The organism is Pedobacter rhizosphaerae (genome assembly GCF_900111155.1).
GTDB classification, from domain to species: Bacteria; Bacteroidota; Bacteroidia; order Sphingobacteriales; family Sphingobacteriaceae; genus Pedobacter; species Pedobacter rhizosphaerae.
This window is the reverse complement of record NZ_FOGG01000058.1, coordinates 1-20,116: the sequence shown is the minus strand read 5'-3', so window position 1 is coordinate 20,116 and position 20,116 is coordinate 1. Positions and strand designations below refer to the sequence as shown.

10 protein-coding genes and 1 riboswitch are annotated in these 20,116 nt (G+C 39.7%); of the genes, 4 read left to right on the top strand and 6 right to left on the bottom strand.

Translation table 11 applies throughout. From position 1 onward, the window contains the following. Window positions 1-552 precede the first annotated feature (552 nt). Window positions 553-2,325, bottom strand: coding sequence for an arginine--tRNA ligase (gene argS / locus BMX11_RS23285; protein WP_090889756.1), 1,773 nt, complete (start codon window positions 2,323-2,325; stop codon window positions 553-555). 363 nt (window positions 2,326-2,688) lie between these two features. Here argS and BMX11_RS23280 point away from each other — a divergent pair, with 363 nt between their 5' ends. Next, window positions 2,689-4,140: an arginine deiminase family protein gene (locus BMX11_RS23280; protein ID WP_090889753.1), complete on the top strand. Its 1,452-nt coding sequence runs from the start codon at window positions 2,689-2,691 to the stop codon at window positions 4,138-4,140. 356 nt (window positions 4,141-4,496) lie between these two features. Further along, complete coding sequence (gene ctlX, locus BMX11_RS23275; protein WP_090889750.1) at window positions 4,497-5,408, top strand: citrulline utilization hydrolase CtlX; 912 nt, start codon at window positions 4,497-4,499, stop codon at window positions 5,406-5,408. 189 nt (window positions 5,409-5,597) lie between these two features. On the opposite strand, the gene BMX11_RS23270 is transcribed toward ctlX, so the two are convergent. Together BMX11_RS23270 and BMX11_RS23265 are read right to left on the bottom strand one after the other, a co-directional pair. After that, window positions 5,598-7,751: a hypothetical protein gene (locus tag BMX11_RS23270; protein WP_245738751.1), complete on the bottom strand. Its 2,154-nt coding sequence runs from the start codon at window positions 7,749-7,751 to the stop codon at window positions 5,598-5,600. A 158-nt stretch (window positions 7,752-7,909) separates the two neighbouring features. Continuing rightward, complete coding sequence (locus BMX11_RS23265; RefSeq protein ID WP_090889760.1) at window positions 7,910-9,325, bottom strand: glycoside hydrolase family 28 protein; 1,416 nt, start codon at window positions 9,323-9,325, stop codon at window positions 7,910-7,912. An 863-nt stretch (window positions 9,326-10,188) separates the two neighbouring features. Between BMX11_RS23265 and BMX11_RS23260 the strand changes: the two genes are divergently transcribed. Continuing rightward, the gene (locus BMX11_RS23260; RefSeq protein ID WP_090889744.1) at window positions 10,189-11,577 is read left to right on the top strand and encodes an arginine decarboxylase; all 1,389 of its coding nucleotides are present in this window, start codon (window positions 10,189-10,191) and stop codon (window positions 11,575-11,577) included. Window positions 11,578-11,652: 75 nt separating this feature from the next. Here BMX11_RS23260 and BMX11_RS23255 read toward each other — a convergent pair whose 3' ends face one another. Both BMX11_RS23255 and BMX11_RS23250 read right to left on the bottom strand, forming a co-directional pair. Further along, window positions 11,653-13,086, bottom strand: coding sequence for a SusD/RagB family nutrient-binding outer membrane lipoprotein (locus tag BMX11_RS23255; protein WP_090889741.1), 1,434 nt, complete (start codon window positions 13,084-13,086; stop codon window positions 11,653-11,655). A 10-nt stretch (window positions 13,087-13,096) separates the two neighbouring features. Further along, window positions 13,097-16,282 (bottom strand): SusC/RagA family TonB-linked outer membrane protein, encoded by a 3,186-nt coding sequence (locus BMX11_RS23250; protein WP_090889738.1) that lies wholly within the window; start codon window positions 16,280-16,282, stop codon window positions 13,097-13,099. Window positions 16,283-16,568: 286 nt separating this feature from the next. Then, window positions 16,569-16,668: riboswitch (SAM riboswitch) on the bottom strand. Between the two features lie 360 nt (window positions 16,669-17,028). On the opposite strand from BMX11_RS23250, the gene BMX11_RS23245 reads away from it, so the two are divergent. After that, the gene (locus BMX11_RS23245) at window positions 17,029-17,925 is read left to right on the top strand and encodes a DUF72 domain-containing protein (RefSeq protein ID WP_090889735.1); all 897 of its coding nucleotides are present in this window, start codon (window positions 17,029-17,031) and stop codon (window positions 17,923-17,925) included. A gap of 660 nt (window positions 17,926-18,585) precedes the next feature. Here the strand turns inward: BMX11_RS23245 and BMX11_RS23235 are convergent. Next, a protein-coding gene (locus tag BMX11_RS23235) for an IS3 family transposase (RefSeq protein WP_090889729.1) occupies window positions 18,586-19,763 on the bottom strand; the annotation gives its coding sequence in 2 pieces (ribosomal slippage) (window positions 18,586-19,493 and window positions 19,493-19,763; 1,179 coding nt in all). Window positions 19,764-20,116 lie beyond the last annotated feature (353 nt).

Sequence of the window (20,116 nt, the reverse complement as noted above, 5' to 3'; positions counted from 1 at the left end):
AGAAAACATCGAGATCCCAACTCCCCTACTTTTTTCAAGGAGGGGGTGTATAGGAAATGTGAAGTGGCGGGGGTGGTTATTATAATGAACTTACATGCCTTAAATGGTAAAAAAGTATTGAACCATATAAGCTATATAAGAAAAAATAAGTTTCAATTTTAACCGCAAAGCGTGCAAAGTTTTACGCAAAGCATTAACCACAGAGATAAAGAGGATTTCACAGAGCACACAGAGATAGCTTCGCTATTGGTAAGAGTACACAAAGAAAACCCATTGTGCCTTTAATGGTTAAACAAAAAAATCCGTGCCTTCCGTGTTTCCGTGGCTAATAACTTAACTTCCCTTAACTCCTTAATGTTTTTGTTTGCATCATATAAGCCATATAAGAAAAAATATGCTTTGATCCTACTAACCCGCAAAGTTTAACGCAAAGCATTAACCACAGAGAAAATGAGGTAGCGAGCTTAACTCATTTTTTAAATTTAATCATCAGCCTTAGAATGCCTAAGGTGGTAAAAACAAAAAAGCTCCTGATCTCTCAGAAGCTTTCTCTTACATTCTCTCCGGAGAAGTTATCCCCAAAATCTTCATGCCAGAATAAATAATGTCTGCTGTTTTCTTGCAGAGGTTTAAGCGAAACTGCTTGGCCTCACCTGCTTCAGTTTTAACAATAGGCGGCACTTCATGGTAAAACTTGTTAAACAACTTAGCCAACTCATAAAGGTAGTTAGCCAAACTCGCCGGACTATAAGCCTTCGCTGCAATAGCCAACTCTTCAGGATATTTAGCCAGCTGCTGAATCATTTCCAGCTCCACCTCCATAATCCCCGAAAACTCGGCACTGCCTGCAGCAAAATGATATTCTGCCTTGCTCAACAGAGATTTAATCCGCGCGTGCGTATATTGAATAAATGGGCCCGTATGACCCTGAAAATCTATACTTTCTGCCGGATTGAACAACAAACGTTTCTTCGGTTCAACCTTAAGCAAGAAATACTTTAGTGCACCTAAGCCAATATTTTGATAAAGCGCTTCCCGCTCAGCCTCAGAAAAATCATTTATTTTACCTAGCTCAACTGTCTTTTCACGCGCAGTAGCCACCATGCTGGCAATTAAATCATCCGCATCCACTACAGTTCCTTCGCGACTCTTCATCTTTCCGTTAGGTAAATCAACCATGCCATAAGAAAGGTGGTATAAACCATTAGCCCAGCTTTTTCCAAGCTTCTCTAAAATTAAGAACAACACTTTAAAGTGATAATCCTGCTCATTTCCAACCACATAAATAGACTCATCCATACCGAAATCGTCATATTTCATTTCAGCAGTTCCTAAATCCTGTGTAATGTAAACTGAAGTTCCATCTGCGCGAAGTACCAACTTCTGATCTAAACCATCGGCAGTTAAATCGATCCATACAGAGCCATCCTCCTTCTTAAAGAAAACGCCTTTCGCTAAACCTTCTTCAACGGTATCTTTACCTAATAAATAAGTATTGCTTTCGTAATAGAATTTATCAAAATCTACACCTAAGGTTTTATAAGTTACATTGAATCCGTCGTAAACCCAACCGTTCATTTTCTCCCAAAGGGCTATAACTTCGGCATCTCCAGCTTCCCATTGCTGTAGCATGTGTTGCGCAGCTTTTATTAAAGGTGCATTCTTTTTCGCTTCCTCTTCCGTTTGTCCAGCTTCCTTTAAACCTTCTATTTCTTTTTTATATTCTTTATCGAAGATAACATAGTACTTCCCTACCAAATGGTCGCCTTTTAGCCCTGAACTTTCCGGAGTTTCACCATTACCCCATTTCTGCCAGGCCAACATCGATTTGCATATATGAATTCCCCTGTCGTTTACCAGGTTTACCTTTACCACATCATAACCATTGGCTTTCAACAGCTCGGAAACCGAATATCCCAATAAGTTGTTACGAACGTGGCCCAGGTGAAGCGGTTTATTGGTATTTGGCGAAGAATACTCAACCATTACCTTTTTGCCATTCGGCGGAATAATCCCGAAATCGGCCGACAAAACCTGCTTATTAAACAGATTTAAGAAATAACTTTCGGCGAGGCTTAAGTTTAAAAATCCTTTAACCACGTTGAAACCTGTTACCTCAGCAACATTGTCCTGCAGGTAAGCACCAATTTCATTAGCGGTTTGTTCCGGAGATTTTTTAGAGAATTTAGTAACGGGAAAAACAACGATAGTTACCTGGCCTTCAAATTCTTTACGGGTTTCTTGTATGTTGATTACGCTTTCTTCCACTTCTGTACTATAAAGTTCCAGAACGGCTTTCTGAGCGGCAGTAATAATAAAATTCATGGCCAAAAATAGCGAATAAAGCTGAAAGCGAAAAGACCCGCTGTTGATACTTGATACGAATTAACCTGAAAGCGGAAAAGATAAATTGTTTAATCGTTGAACTGTTTAATTGCTTAACTGCTCTACAATTTAAAATACCAAGGATCCTTTCTTGATACTTGATACTAAAAAAGCCCGGGGTCGGGTGTCCGGGGTCGGAAGCCAGGCGGCATACCAGTTAGCCAACATGCTTAGGTGCCTTAGATGGTTAAAATAAAAAAGTTCTATCCAATGAACGCCCAGTCTTGATACTCGATACTAAATACTTGGTCCTACCTTGATTCTCCATTAAATTCTAATAGCTTTGCAATAACTAACTTATTTATGAGCGAGCAGAACAACAGTTTCATGGTTAAAGTGAATACCGAAATCGGCAGATTAAGAAAATTATTGATCCACAGTCCAGATAGTGGTTTAGGAAAAGTAGTTCCTTCCAAAGCCCAAGACTGGCTTTTCGAAGATATTGTTCACCTGGATACCATCCGGAAAGGCGAATACGATTATTACGTTAAATTATTAATGTATTTCCTTGATCCACAGAAAATTAAGGGAAAACTGACAGAAATAGATTCAGCAGAAAGTAACCGCAGTTTTTATAAACCCAACCATCCCGATTTTCATAATTCAGCAGCTGTTATTGAAATCCAGAACTTGTTGAGTGAAATATTAGCGCAGGAATCTATCCGCAAAAAGCTGGTAGCAGCCGTATGCGCCATTGAAGGTTGTACCTACAAGGTGCAGTTACAATTGGCCGATACTGATCCGAAACAATTGGCAGAAATTTTTATTTCCGGCACCCTGGCCAATGATGAAATGATCTTTGCCCCTATCCCCAATCTCATCTTCACACGAGATGTGGGAACCACGATTAACAACTTTATATTATTAAATAAACCAGCGAAGAAAGCCAGGGTAAGGGAAACCCTGTTAATGCGCTATATCTTCTTCAACCATCCGATATTTGAAGGCTATCGCCAGAATATGCTGGAGATCCCAGATGTAACAATGCATTTCTTACGACCGGGAGATGAGCCTGCATTCAGCACTACTTTAGAAGGTGGCGATGTGATGATGGTAAGCCCAAACCACGTATTAATTGGTTGCAGCGAGCGAACATCCGAACACGGTGCCAATGAAGCTATTAAACTGCTGTTTGAGAACGATGTGGTAGAAAAAGTTACCGTAGTTAAAATTCCAAGTAAAAGAGATTACATGCACCTGGATACCGTATTTACCCAAGTGAAACGCAATACCTGGGTAATTTTAAACTCTATTGCCCATTCACCAAAATACAATCCTTACGAACCCATTAACTTTTTAAAAGAGCCAGAAAAGTTAGAGGCCACAACTGCCATTCAATTTACCAAAGCTAATCCGCAAGCACCTAAACATTTTGAACACGTAGAAGCCCTGCTCAATGAAATTAGCCAGGTAGATTTAGGAAGTACCGAACCTACACAAATTATTTACAGCGGAAATAATCTTTTCCCTTACGATTCAAGAGAGCAGTGGACAGATTCCTGTAATCTTTTGGCCTTAAAAGAAGGCGTGGTATTGGGTTACGACCGCAACGATAAAACGGTAGAAGCTTTTAAAACTGCCGGATTTAATGTTGTCGACGTTAAAGACCTTATTCAGGATTTAGAATGCGGTAAAGTAGATGCAGAAACCATTACTGATACTTTAATTTTAATGCCTTCGGCAGAATTATCACGCGCACGAGGCGGTTTCCACTGTATGAGTTTACCAATTTGGAGAGATGATTTGCTTCAGTAGTCATTGGTTCATTAATCATTGGGCAGGGCGTAAAAACCCACCCATTCACTCATTCAATCACTCGCTCATTCAATCATTCAACAATTAAACACCTATAAGTCAAACACTTGCGTAGATTTATTTCATCAACCTCAATAATTTATCACTAACTTCGATGCAAACAATAATTATTCGCCCTTCATCAGAAGAAAATAATACAAAGCGTCCCAATACAATAGACCGTTCGTGTACATCATGAACGGTCATTTTTTTTATATTTGCTGGCTGATGCAGGTTTCAATTGACAATTTTCAGTTGGCAGTTGGCAACATGCACACAACAATTAAACCATTCAGTTGGCAGTTAAACCTTAAAAAATGCAAACCACTAACCACATCCTCATGATTCGCCCGGTAGATTTTAAATTTAACGCGCAGACTGCCGAAAACAATAAATTTCAGGTGGCTTCCGAGCAAGATGATGTGCAGGATAAGGCTTTAAAGGAGTTTGATGGTTTTGCTGCTTTATTGCGCCACAACGGTGTAGATGTAACAGTAATTGATGATACTTTAGTGCCAGAAAAGCCAGATTCAATCTTCCCCAACAACTGGGTTTCTTTCCATGAAGATGGCTCGACCTTTTTATATCCTATGTTTTCAGAGAACAGAAGACTGGAGCGCAGAAAAGATATTTTAGATACATTGAATGAGAAATTTGATGTAAGCCATGTGAGCGACTTAAGTTTTTACGAGTTTCAGGATCGCTTTTTAGAGGGTACTGGTAGTATGGTGTTAGACCGCGAAAATAAAATTGCCTATGCCTGTATCAGTGTAAGAACGGATATTGATGTATTGAGTAATTTCTGTATGCTAAGTGGCTATAAACCTGTTTATTTTGAAGCTTTAGATGACCAGGGTTTTCCAATTTACCATACCAATGTGATGATGTGTATAGGTGATCGCTTTGCTGTAATCTGCTTAGATGCTATTCCTGATACCATAGATAAAGAAATGGTGAAAAGAAGTTTATCCAGTTCCGGAAAGGAAGTTATAGAAATCACCATTGAGCAGATGAATAAATTTGCTGGAAATATGTTACAAGTAAATGGTAAAGCAGGAGAATCGTTCTTGGTAATGTCAGAACAGGCATACCTTTCCTTAAACACAGCACAAATTAACCAATTAGAAAAATATGCCCGTATTATTTATGCCCCACTCTACACCATAGAGCAAAACGGTGGCGGCAGTGCCAGATGTATGCTGGCAGAAGTACACCTTCCTGTGAGATAAACTGGGTCATTAGTTCATTGGTTGATTAGTTCATTGGTTCAATAGTCATTGGTTAATTAACTATAAGGCTCCTCCATTTCACAAATACCACCATTAAGTTTTTCAATCACCCGCTCATCTCTCTTGTCACCTTAAACGTATCGAAGTGCAATCATTCACTCATTCACTAATTCTATAATTCTCTCCCCCCTAGAACAACTTCTTCATCCCTTCCCACTTAACTTTCCATTTACCATTTTTCGGAAAACCTGGATTTTCAACCTCATTACCATCCCATCCTGCACACATCATAGCAATAGCGGTAAGCAAACCACCATTTCCAGGGAGGTAAATCCGCAATCGATCATCCTGGTAATTGTGTCCGTTAACGAGATAGGTATTGGTTTTAATATCCATCATTAAAGCGTCAATAGCCCTTTCAGGCATCCCCAGTCTGGTGGCCGTCATGGCAGTCATCGGAAAGTCCCAACCCCAGGTATCGCTCCAGGTCCAGGTATTCCAAACCAGATCAAAAGTTTTACGCATAGTAGCTTTATCCAGCAAATCTGTTGCAGGAAGCATTCCAAACGTACCCAAAACTGATGGATGATCCGTTTTAAATACTGGATTCGTATAAGAATCCTGCGCACTTTCAGTAGCCAGATACACGCCATCCTTTACAGGAAGTGGCGCTAGGTTTTGAGCAACCTCATCCCATTTGGCATTTCTGGGCATTCCCAGGCGAATACGCCACTTTTGAGCGGTTTTTAATCCCCATTGCCAATAGGCCAACTCATAGGTTGGATTGAAAGTACTATCTGCTTTAAAGCGCTCCTGCGCAGGAATCAATCCAGGACCAAGCATATATTTTCTCCTCGCAGGATCATAATGCGCAAAAGAAGCCATAAAATCAGCTGTTGCAAACACTAAATCTTTGTATTTCTCCAACACCTTCGGGTCTTTACGTTCGCGATATAACAGTTCGGTAAAGCTGATGATATGTGGCTGTTGCCAAATCAGCATGGCCCCGATAGATGAAGGACTTTCATTCCCATTATTATCGGTCATTTTTTGCCAGCGTACGCCATCAAAACCCTGTACTTTGGCAATCTGTGCGGCCTTACTTTTTACTTTGAAATACCAATCGGCACTTTTAGTGAGGATTTCTGGCCTTCCCCAAAGGGCAAAATGCAATCCGTGCCACCAGTGCATTTCCAAATGTGGCTTACCATACCAACTGTTGTAGGTTAAACCGGTTTCTTGCGGAGGAGCGCTTCCAGCACATTGAATTTTTGTAAGGTATTCCGATAAAATAATTCGCCGTTCTAATTCCTTTGCCCTCGGATCCGTGCTTCCTGCAAAATCTACCGCAGCGCCACTCATCCAAAACTGTTTCCAACCCTTGTAGCTGTTTTCTTGTGTTTGCTTAAAACCGGGGATTTTATTAGAATCTTTCTTTTCCGAAAACAAGAAACTAAAGCTAAATGTGGCTAAACCTTTATCAGGCGATAGTAGATAAGTATGCGTACCTTTAGCTATAAGAGAAGCTTTGCCGGTCCAGGAGAAACTGGTAAAATATACCGCAGAATCTAACTGATGTTTAATAATCCCAGTCTGAGCATTTTGCCCTACGAGAGTGGTTTGATGCCGATTAGCGCTTGCAAAGTTATTACCAACATCCGTCCAGTCGCCGGTTGGATAGGGATAACGGATACGCACCTTTAATCTGCCAAGTTTAATCAGTTCCGACTGAATATTTGCCGCAATGAGGTCGCTTTCCTGGTGTGCAACAGTGGTTACCGTTACAGTTAAACCTTCAAAGGTAAAAGTGCTTTTAATCTCACCCGTCCAAAGGTTAAGCTGCTGGTTAATATGCTTTATATCTGTAGTTTTTGCAGCCTCACCATTTTTTTTAATCAGTTCCAGGCCTACGTTACCCAATTGCAAACGATGCACATTCTGTCGAAAAAAATTGCTGGTTGCTTTAGCTCTTTCAGGTTCATTCAGTTGAACGGTATACGGAACTTTACGACCATATTGATCGTAGTATTTATAGGCTTCTTCTATTTTATAATGACCCGTATTTTCAAAAGTATCCCATCCCCACTCACTCTGTGTACCCAAAGGAACGCCTTTTGCATAAAAATCTGGAAAAGTTTGAAGGCCTGTGGCATCAACGGTAAAAGCAAATTTACCATTCCCTAACGATAAAGATGCAAGTTTATCCATGGCCTTTACCACCACGCGGTGCCTGGCCACAACTGCCTCTCTGTTAATTTGAGCGCGAACCCAATTAAAAGGGCTCAAACAACCCAAACACATCAATGTAACAAGTATTTTTAAATATGGAATTCGGATCATCATACTAAATCTAAAAATCTATAATTAACTGAAGTTCAACAATTAATTTAACTTACAAAACGCTTTCGGTGATTGATAAATCATTAAAGTAAGGGCTACACTCGCAAGCCAAAAGTTACCTTAATAAATCATTTTGTTTTGCTAAATTGTTGCATCTCTATTTAGGGTCTTACGTTTTCTGAATTCTTCACTTCTAACTTCGTCCCATCTGCAGCACTTATGTTCACATCTTCAAATATCCAGTCTCTTCCAAAGTCTATCGTTCCGGCAGTGGCCGATGAGATATTTAAATTCTTTAGCTTAAAGTGGCTTAAAACAGTATTTTGAACGCCAATAGCATTTATTGCCTTCTTTACTCCTATAGCTTTAATATTATAGATATAAATATTACGAAAAATGGGGATTCCCTTTGATAAGGGAGTTACAGGCTGGAGTAATTTTGTCCAGTGAGGAGGAATAGAATCTGGATTATACCCGGCTGGTAATGTAGAATAACTATATGTTGGATTCCAGTTTGGATTTACCTGAATCACGTTACCGCCTCCGTTCATGGTAATATTTCCGAAATAGCAATCTTCTACTACTCCACCCCTGGTTTTAGCAGATTTAATGTTCAATGCATTTCCAGTGCCATAACCAGTTAGTCCTGTAGCCCAAACATGACGAATGCTTCCAGAAGTTTCGCTACCCAAAGTAAGCATCCCTGCTCCTTTTCGGGCTATGCTGTTGCGAATCACCACATATTCGGTCGGGCGATTAACACGTAATCCGTCCCAATCCCTTCCTGCCTTTAAACAGAAGTTATCATCATTGCAATCTATATCACAGTTTTGGACTAAAATCCAGGAAGAAGAATCGATATCTATCCCATCCGTACTTGGGCCATGTCCACCCATATTATTTTGAATGGTAATACCATCTACCGTTACATATTGCGAATAAAGTATCTGAACAGTCCAGAAACCAGCTTGTTGCAAGGTAATACCTGTAATGGATACGTCCTTTGACGCTTCTACAAGCACTGTCCTGGGTCGTTTGGCATCGTAATCTACTATCCACCTTAAACCTTTGGCATCGTAATCTTTACGCATGGCCCAGTACATATCCCAGAAAGGCTTTCCCTGCGCATTGATTAGCCCGGCACCAGAAATCCCTGCTTTTTCTACATTTTGTAAATTAATCAGGGCCGCTGGCCAGCGCATCTCTATTCCGGCTACCCGCGTATCAATCTCAGGGTAATCGTTAATGTTCTGACTACCCAATAAGGTTACACCTTTATCAAGCTGTAAGTTTACGCCCGATTTGATAAATAATGATCCGCTGAGGTATTCACCAGGTGCAAATACAACCACCCCACCACCTTTTAAAGCACAAGCATCAATGGCCTTCTGAATGGCTTTGGTCGCCAAATTTTTACCATCACCAATGGCTCCGAAATCATTAACCTTATATTTATTGGTTTTAAAAGTCTTATTTCTATTCCCTACTTTGCCTGTCCATGATGGAGCAGTGGGTTGAGCAAAACAATAGGCATTCACTAAAAATGCACCTAGCATCAGTAAAAATAAGCGTTTCATAGTTTCTTCAGCATATATCTGGTTAGCACAACAGGTAAACATATGGTTTAACCTGCTTATAAAAGTTTAATATAACTACAATAGCATGGAGAACTATCCTGCAATGTCCTGCTTTGTTTATTAGTTCATTTGTCATTGGCTCGCCGGTTCATCAGTCATTAGTTCATTAGTCGTGCAAGACGAAAAGGCAATTGACTTACACTGATAGATAAAAAAGGTAGCTGGCAAACTCCTTCTCTTTGTGTGCGTTTACCAATCGCGAAGCTATCTCTGTGTACTCCGTGTAATTCCTCTTTCTCTCTGTGGTTAATCTCTTTGCGTTAAACTTTGCGGGCTTTGCGGTTAGTAGGATCAAAGCTTATTTTTTCTTATATGGCTTATATGGTAAAAAAAACATTAAGGAGTTAAGGGAAGTTAAGTTATTAGCCACGGAAACACGGAAGGCACGGAGAATGGAGTCCATGGGCAATGCTTTGTGTACGCTTACCAATAGCGAAGCTATCTCTGTGTACTCCGTGTAATTCCTCTTTCTCTCTGTGGTTAATCTCTTTGCGTAAAACTTTGCGCGCGTTGCGGTTAATGAGATTGCATCAACAGCCAAAGCCCGGTTTCACACTAACACCCAAATTCAATCACTCTCTCACCCACTCATTCAATCATTCCTTCCTCCACTCATTTTCTCCCCCAAAACAAAACCTCCAAAAAACCGTTAAACTAAAGCCCGAGAATTATATTCTTGAAGTAAAAAAATCAATGAAAATGCGCTATTAATGCCATCTTGATTTCTAAAGGTTAAAAATATTTTGAATACCCACTTTTTATCAATTTAAAATTACATTTTTGCAAAAATTTATCATTAATAAATGCAGAGTTATTCCGAATTTCTTGACCTCAGCGTTGGCTTCCCGCAGGAAGGTTTCGAGGTAATAGAAGATGAGTTATATTTTCAGGACTTAAACCTGATGGAAATGATTGAAACGTACGGCACGCCGCTTCGTTTTACGTATTTACCATTGGTAAGCAAGAAAATTCAACAGGCAAAAATTCTTTTCCAAACGGCTATTTTAAAGAACAATTACCGTGGCGATTATAAATATTGCTATTGTACTAAAAGTTCACACTTTAAACATATTGTAGAAGAGGCTTTAAAGAACAATATCCACTTAGAAACTTCTTCGGCTTTTGATATGCCAATGGTAGATGCCTTGGAGAAAAAAGGCGTTTTGAGTAAGGATACTACCATCATCTGTAATGGTTTTAAGACCTATCAGTACAAACAATATATCATTGATATGTTGCACGACGGCTATAAAAATATCATCCCCGTTTTAGATAACAAGGAAGAATTTAACCTTTATGATGATGAAGTAGAAATGGATGAGCCTTGTAATTTAGGTATCCGTATTGCTGCAGAAGAGCAACCCGATTCGCAATTCTACACTTCCCGCTTAGGTGTACGTATGGAAGACGTAATCGATTTCTATAACAACAAAATTGTACATAACCCTAACTTCAGGGTAAAATTGTTACACTTTTTCATTAACTCTGGTATTTCTGATACACCATATTACTGGAATGAGTTAGAGAAATATGTAACCCTTTATTGCAAGTTCAAAAAAATCAATCCTGATTTAGATACCCTGGATATTGGTGGTGGTATGCCATTTAAAGATTCATTGGTTTTCGATTTCGACTATGAGTACATGGTAAATGAGATCGTAAAACGGATTAAAGAAATTTGCGCTATTCACGAAGTGATGGAACCAGATATTATTACCGAGTTCGGTAAATATACGGTTGCTGAAGCTTCTGGAATTTTATACAAGGTATTAGGTCGTAAGCAACAAAACGACAGAGAGAGATGGTTAATGCTAGATGGTTCTTTCATTACCAACTTACCTGACGTATGGGCTTTGAATCAAAAATACATCCTATTACCGGTAAACAACTGGGATGCAGAGTATGAGCGTGTAAACTTAGGAGGTATTACCTGCGATGGCCAGGATTATTACAACCAGGAGGCGCACATGAACAGTGTGTTTATGCCTAAAACCCGTAAAGTACAGTATTTAGGTTTCTTCCACACTGGTGCTTATCAGGAGGTTTTAAGTGGTTATGGCGGTATTCACCATTGTTTGTTGCCTAGCCCGAAACATGTGCTCATCCGCAGAAACCGCGATGAGAGTTTCAACTTTGAAGTTTTCGGCGAAGAGCAGAACAGTAAACAGGTATTAAAAATCCTGGGTTACTAGAAAATATATTTCGTAAAAAAACCGGATCAAAATTGATCCGGTTTTTTTATGCTTCAATGAATGAATAATTGAATGTTAGTTAACATCAAACCACAGCCTGGTGGTCAACACATCGGCACCTTGTTTGGCTACCGCAGCACTATAGCTATTTTTATTCAGTGATTGTTCACTTCCCGGATAAATAAAGCGTAACGGAATTTTTCCATCTAACACTCCTGCAACCGCGGGTTGTAATTGTGGGTAATCTAATCTTCTCCACTCTGCGTAAGCCTCTAATCCCTGACCAAATAAAGCTATCCATTTTTGTTCTCCAATAGATTTCTTAAAGTTGGTTGCATCATATGCTACAGCCGGCTGAGCCAGATAAGTTTGAATCGCCGTTGCATCTACTCCGTAATACTGTAAGGAAACGGTTATACCTCGTTGATACAAGCTCGCTGCATTCTCTGTCGTAAATCCTCTTGCCGCAGCTTCTGCACGATCAAATAAACTTTCCGAATAACTTAAAATAATAGCAGGTGCTGTTGCTTTGGTAAAGAAATCACCCGGTTTGGAAGTTTTAGCAAATCCTAAGTTTGCTGCATCACCTGTGGTTAAACCGTTGGGTATACCCACATATACTTCAGGGGTAGCTGTTGCCGTTTTATTGGCAAACACTGGCAATCGTGGATCGCTAAGCGACTTTAACTTATCTACCGTAGTTTTCGAAATCCTGTAATCATCACGGGTTTCAAAAATCTTTGCGATCGGATTTTGATTTGGAGAAGTGAAGTAAGTCAACTTTGCAGTTTCTGCCTCTTCTGCTAAAAGACCCGCTGGATCTGCCAGTACTTCGGTGATTACTTGTTGAGCCAATACAGGCTCACGATCGGCAATGCGTAAAGCCAAACGAAACCGTAAAGCATTCGCAAACTTTCTCCATCGGTTAATATTTCCGGTAAAGATAGGATCACCAGCAATGGCGTTTCCTGTAGTGGTATAAGTAGAAAGTGCCGTTTTCAAATCGGCAATAAGCCCAAGATAAACAGCACGTTGATCATCGTACGTCGGATTTAACTTATTAATATCCAAAGCATCCGAATACGGAATATTACCGTAGGCATCAGTTAGCAATGAAAAAACCCAGCTGCGTAAGGTTAAAGCCACCGCTTTATAATTTGGATTACCTGATTTATCGGCAATAGCGATCAAGGCATTTAAATCGCCTAAACTTTGAGTGTAATAACTTTTCCAGCCACCTTCAAAACTACTGTTGGTAAAAATGTAACGATCTGCATCGGTATATTGTATTTTAGACCAATGTTGTACAAACAACAAACTGGCATCCATGGTATTTGAAGTACTGTAATAATTATCTGATGCACTTTTAATGGCATTTGCCAATAAATAATCTGGCTGTGCAGTCTCTGCTTCATTTGGGTTTTTATTGGTATCCTGTAAGTCTTTTTTGCAGGCGGACAAACTTAAAACCGAAAGTGTTAAAGCAATGATATATTTTTTATTAGTCATGATTTCAGAATTAAAAAGTTAGATTAAGGTTAAAACCATAGCTTCTTGTAGTTGGCAACTGTAATGATTCCAATCCCTGGGCATTATCTGTTGCAAAAGCGGTTTCAGGATCGATATTTGGCACATTTTTATGAATGATCCACAGGTTACGACCTATTAACGTGAATCTGGCATTGGCCAATCCAATTTTAGAAATCCAGTTTTTAGGTAAATTGTATCCTAAGCTTACCTCCCTTAAACGGATAGCTGTAGCGCTGAAAACATGGGCTTCATTTACGTTGGCAATAGATTTATAGTACTGTTGTGCCGAAAGAATGCTCGTATTCCTGGTTCCATCTGCGCGAACGCCATCGAAGATAACCCCATCATGATATACTGTTGCAGAACCTGGCGCTGTACTGTTATGCGAAGGAAGTTGAACGGGTAAGGCCGCTTTATTGTTGCCTGGGTAGTAATAGGCCAAACCGCCATGCTCTTCATCTCTGCCTGGCAAAGTTTCATCTAAAACACCGGTAGTGAAACCTGTAGCATGTGTTCCAGAGTAAATTTGGCCACCCACTTTAGCATCTACAAGGAAGCCTAAGGTAAAGCCCTTGTAACTGAAATCATTGTTGATACTTCCCAACCATTTTGGTGTGTAAGCACCTAACACCTGCCTGTTTGGATTAACCTGCGGGTATCCGCTGGCATTTACAATTACTTGTCCGTTGGCATCACGCTGGTACGCTGTACCAAATAAAGTACCATAACGCTGACCAATAGTGGCCAATACCTGTACCCCACTGGTTCCTAAAACCACACTGTTCAATGAACCTGCCTCATCCAGCTCCATTACTTTACCTCTATTAGTAGAGTAATTAACATTTACATCCCATTGCAAACCATCAGTTTGTTTAACTGGTGTAAGTCCCAACTGAACCTCTAAACCTCGGTTGTTAATTCTTCCTGCATTAATTACCTGTTGTGCAAACCCCGTAGCAGTACTAATATCGGCACTGTAGATCTGGTTAAAACTATTGGTATTGTACGCACTCACGTCTAAGCGAACACGATTTTTAAGAAATGCAAGCTCGAAACCCACTTCGCTCGAGTTGGTATATTCTGGCTTCAAATTTGGATTTAAATACTTATCGGTTAAGGTAACCAAAGGGTAACTGTCAAAAATCGGATTAAAAGGATACGTATTGTTCAACTGATAAGGATCGGTATCCTTACCTACCCTCGACCAACCACCGCGAATTTTGGCATAAGAGAGAAAATCGCTTTTCCAGCCAAAAGCCTCACTCAAAATAAAACTTCCGTTTGCCGATGGGTAGAAATAAGAGTTATTTTGAACCGGCAAAGTAGAAGACCAGTCGTTACGGGCTGTTAAATTCAAATAAGCATAATCTTTAAACCCTAACTGAGCAGAAGAAAATAAACTGTAAACCTTCAGCTTGCTATAAAAACTGGTAGAAGTTAAAGGATCTCTTGAGTTGGCCAGGGTGTAGATACCCGCAACCGCCAAACGGGGTGCAACCTGATTATTCTCTTCATAAAACTTGCTGCGAAGGTTTCCACCTGCCAATATATCCAGGCTTAAATCAGAATTCAACCGTTTATTGAAGCTTAAGCTCGCTTCTGTATTGTTCTCGTTTACGGTATAACCTGTTTCCTGGTAAGAGCCGAAAGGTGTTCCATTGGTGCCATAAGCTACCCTTAATTTACGACGGTCGTTGTAATAGTCGTTACCCGTATGGAAATTGGCTTTTAAATCGCCCGTAATCTGATAAGTTAAACCTACAGTACCCAAAAGACGATCACGACGTTGAGAAACGGTATTTTCATAGGCAATAAAATATGGATTGCTGTAGTAGCTGTTGTTCCAGTTGAATGTATTTCCGTTGGCATCTTTGTAATCCTTTAAAGCTGCAACATCTACCTGCCTACCGAACCACAAAAACTGAAGCATAGTACTGGTTGCTCTCCTTCCTGCCGATCCGGGAAGGTTATCAGAAGAAGTACGCACATAATTTGCTGTTAAATCAAGCTTTAATTTAGGTAAAAGGTCGAAGCTACTATTAAACCCTAAACTGTTTTTATTCAATTCAGAATTGGGTACCACACCTTTTTGTGCACTGTTATTATAAGAAAAACGATAGTTGTAAGCCTCGCCACCTCCACTAAATGAAACACCATTATTTAAGGTATGACCAGTTTCGAAAAAGCTTCTTACATTATCCGGATGAGGTATAAATGGTACAGCCACACCGTTTGAATTAAATTGTGGTATTAAGCGTCCGTCCATTTTAGGACCCCAGCTTTCATCTACACCATCATTTACACCACCACCTTTTCCATCTACATAGCTAAACTGTCCGTTAGACCCCTGACCATAAACATCCTGATAAGAAGGAAGCACCAACAAATCTTCGAAGGTAGTGCTCGAGTTTAATGAAATGCTACGCGATTTACCTCTTTTACCCGATTTAGTTTTAATGAGGATTACGCCATTTGCCGCTCTGGAGCCATACAAGGCAGCAGCATTCGGACCTTTCAGTACACTGATGGTTTCAATATCTTCAGAGTTGATATCTGAGATCGCATTGGCAAAATCTCTCGAACCACCTGCGCCTAGCTGCGAATTATCTACAGGAATACCATCAACAATAAATAGTGGCTGGTTATTACCAGAGATAGAGGTTTCTCCCCTGATCACAATACGAGAAGAACCCATATTCCCCTGACTATTGGTAATATTTACACCCGCAATCTTACCCGCCAGAGCATTTACCAGGTTACTTTCTTTGGCTTCAGCTAAATCTGAGCCTTTTACTTCCTGAATGGCATAACCTAATGATTTCTTTTCTTTATTAATCCCTAAGGCCGTTACTACAACCTCCTGAAGATTATTCTTTGATTCTTCCAGGCTAACCTGAATTTTATTTGTTCCGGTTACCTTTAAAGTTTGAGTTGAAAAACCTATAAAGCTAAAGGTAAGTACATCCCCCGTAACGGCATCGATGCTAAACTGTCCGTTACCATCGGTAATAGCCCCCGCAATTTTTCCCTGAACACGAATACTCACGCCTGGAATAGGCAATCCATCGGTTTTACCCACTACGGTTCCATTTAATTTACCCTGCCCTTGTGCAGAGAGGTTAAAAAGGATAAACAGCCAGAAAAGACTGAAAATTAAAAGTTTGTTTTTAAACATTGCTCGTTAGTTAATGAATTAGTTAATGCAATAGAATTCCTGCCCGTTGTTAAAACAGGTACTCTTTAAATTTGAAATTGATGTTGAGGGTCTGCTATTTTCAGCAGCAACGCATGACTAGCGCAAGAAAAAGGGTTGTATTAACAGCATATGCTGATAGAGGAGCATTTAGATTACCAGGGATAGATAAATTTTTCATCATAAAATAAATAATTACAAAATCTGGCTCACTAGTTACTTAATATTAAATCGAAATCCTTTGCTGATAAGCTGCAATTAAGCAACCGTTTTATCTATCTTCTTTGCAGAAGCAGGAATTAGCACCTACCATTTCTGGGGTTGCTAAGACTTCACAGGGCCTTTCCCTCCGTCTTTCTGGATAAGTAATCTAAAGAACTACCGATTTTGGTTCGGCAAATGTATACAATATCTACCTTTTTAATAGTAATTATTTCAAAATAAATAAATACTGACATTTCTCTGTTATTTCTACAATTGCAATAGCTTTAAGTCAAACGTATAAGATTATCAGTCTGAACTTTCCCTTGCAAAACCCAATAAACCCATCAAAAACATTTGACAAACAACAACTTAAAGTATTTTTATAATATAAAATATCTTTTAGATTCTTCTATCTTAATGGCATTACTTACCACGGGAAAGGATTTAATTTTTCCAGTTTTCGAAGAATTTGCCAGAAAGCCTTTTATCTTTGATCATCATTCAATTCCTTAAAACCATTATTTATGAAATTCGGCCAAGTAGAAGACCCCTCAATTATAGATTTTACACTCCCACAGGACGCTCCTGAAACCACCGCTATTTTGAAAGCCAACAAAGCAAAACAAACTTTTGAAGCCTACGTGGGTTGTGCTAAGTGGAATAAAACCGATTTAAAGGGCTTTTATCCTAAAGGAACTAAAGATGAGTTGACTTACTACTCTACCCAATTCAATTCTATTGAGCTCAACGCAACTTTCTATGGTATGCCCACTTCCGAGCAAGTAATTACCTGGACAGAAAAAACCCCGGCTGACTTTAAATTTTTCCCCAAGCTCACCAATAGCATCAGTCATTTTAAAAGATTGATCAATGTTAAAGAGCCTGTTCAACAATATTGCGATGCCATCAGTAACTTCGAAAATAAACTGGGAATGGCCTTCCTGCAGTTGCATGATAATTTTAAGCCTAAAGATTTTGAACGCTTACAAAAAGTAGTGGAAGAATTTCCAAAGGTGATCCCCTTAGCTGTAGAAGTACGTAATGAAGAATGGTTTTCTAATCCTGCTGTAGCGAGCCAGTTTTCAGACCTTTTTGAAAAACATGGAGTAGCCAACATTATCGTAGATACCGCAGGACGGAGAGATATGCTACATATGCGTTTAACCTCTCCTGTGGCATTTGTACGCTTTGTAGGCGCCAACGTACACGATATTGATAAAAAACGCTTAGACGACTGGATTGAAAGAATTGTAGCCTGGAAAAAAGAAGGCTTAGAAAAATTATACTTTTTTGTTCACCAAAATGTAGAGCTATCTTCTCCATTATTCTCAGCTTACTTCACCCAAAAACTAAATGAAGCCATTGGCACCAATCTACATATCCCGGTAATGGCCAATCAAACCACACCGAGTTTATTTTAGTGTAAATATTATCAAATGTCTAGTATCAAGTAGTTAGTATCGAGTATCAAGACCAGAAGCCCAAGAGAGATTCGCTTTAAGCTTTGGTCTTTATGCTTTTGAGCAATTAAGCAATTTAACAGTTCCACAATTAAACAATTAACTGCTATGCACCCTGGCTTCCGACCCCGGACCTCCGACCTCGGACTTTTTTAGTATCAAGTAGTTAGTAATGCGAATTAAGGGTTAAAAATTGGTTTTAGGAAGCAGGCTGTCAACTTTCCGAATATATGTACGAGTAGTCCCCTTGTTGATCTTACCTTACTTGCATTTTGGATCTGAGTTTTTTCATTTACCCAATTGAAGAAGGATTCTATTGGCTGTCTTATGGTAGACACTGCTCTGGAAAAGAGGTCTTTGTGAGCACGATCCATATTTTTCAGGCAATCGGCTTTCCCCTGTGTCTCTCTGATTGGAGTGAACATTACTGATGCTTTTTCTTTGTACAGCCAACTAAAAAGGGTTCGTCTCGATAAATCTTATCCCCAAAAAAGGACTTTGACTCAATTGATGACCAGTTTTCCTTGAAGATGTTCAGATCGCTTTCAGAAGCCTTGCTGATGACTATACTTTCTGGATAAGGCATGGTATTGGAATTGCAACATTAAAGTTGACATTTAGTTAAGCGGCATTATTTTGTTTATTTAAGTTTTTTCCAAATTCTTCTGGAGACATATATCCCAATGCAGAATGTGTTCTTTTTCTATTGTACCACGTCTCAATATATTCAAATACTATAAGTGCTGCTTGCTCTTTGTCGCTAAACTTGTACTGATACACACATTCAGCTTTAAGCGTCTTGAAAAAGCTCTCAGCAACAGCATTATCCCAGCAATTTCCTTTCCTACTCATGCTCCTGGTGATGAGCGGATTTTTTTCCAGTAAACACCTGAACTCATTGCAAGCGTACTGAACTCCGCGGTCAGAATGAAAAATAAGCTTCTCGGTGATGGGGCGTTTGGTTTGTGCCATTTTAAATGCGGGAATCACTGTATCCATAGCTATCATTGTCATGCTTAATGCCCAGCTTATTATTTTTCGATCACCAAGATCAATCACTGTGGTCAGGTACAGCCATCCTTTTTTTGTTCTGATATAAGTAATGTCAGATACCCAAACCGCTCCTAATACCCCAGGCCTAAAATCCCGGTCGAGTACATTTTCCGGAACAGGAAATTTATGTCTGGAATCAGTGGTGATCTTGAATTTCTTCTTCACAATACTCCTAAGTTTAGCTTTTTGCATTATTCTGGCCACTCGTGGCCTGGAGATTTCAATGCCTTTTTTATGGAGCTCTATGGTGATCCTCGGACTCCCGTATAGTTTTTTACTGTTTTCAAAGGCTTGAAGTACTTCTACTTCGAGTTTTTGATTTTCAATACTTCTTTTTGAAGGTGTACTCACTGTCCATTTATAAAATCCCCCTCTGCTAACTTTTAATACTGAACACATTTTCTCAACTAAAAATATTCTGCTGTGCTCCTTTATGAACCTGAATATTTGTTGTCGTCCTTGGAGAAAATGCTGATAGCCTTTTTTAAGATATCACGCTCCATCTGTGTTTCACGCAGTTCTTTTTTCAAATTAGCCACTTCCTGTTCAGCTGCGCTCAGGATGACCTTCCCATTTCCAGGAAAACTGCTGCCCTGCTTGCTTGAAAACTCCTTACGCCATCTGTACAATAACCTGACGTTGATATCCAGTTCTTTTGCAAGGGTCCTTAGATCTGCGCGGGTGTAACTCAGTTCAACACTCATCAGCTTGAACTCCTTCGGGTATGCTTTTCTCTCTTGTGACATAATTTCTGTTAAGGTATGCAAATTCCCTTAACTCTGTGTCTACACAAATATAGCAAGTCCATATCCTTATTATGACTGTTCAGCGCATGTAGTTTCAAGCCGAAGTACCATAGCTTTTTAGTGGAGCAAAAGCTCTTGTCAGTCACCTCCAGGGCTACCTTCGCCGTTCTTCTACCGCTACAGGTTATTATTGGCATTGAGTCTAGTAAAGAAAATTTCTTTGAACACTCCTGGGGCTTGAAGTCTTGGATAACCGACTGGCAAAGCGACCTCAAGGCTCCGCTAAGACGGTTAAGGCGGGTATTAAAGGCAACGTATGAGTTCAGCTTGGGAAACCATCCGAGCAGATAATC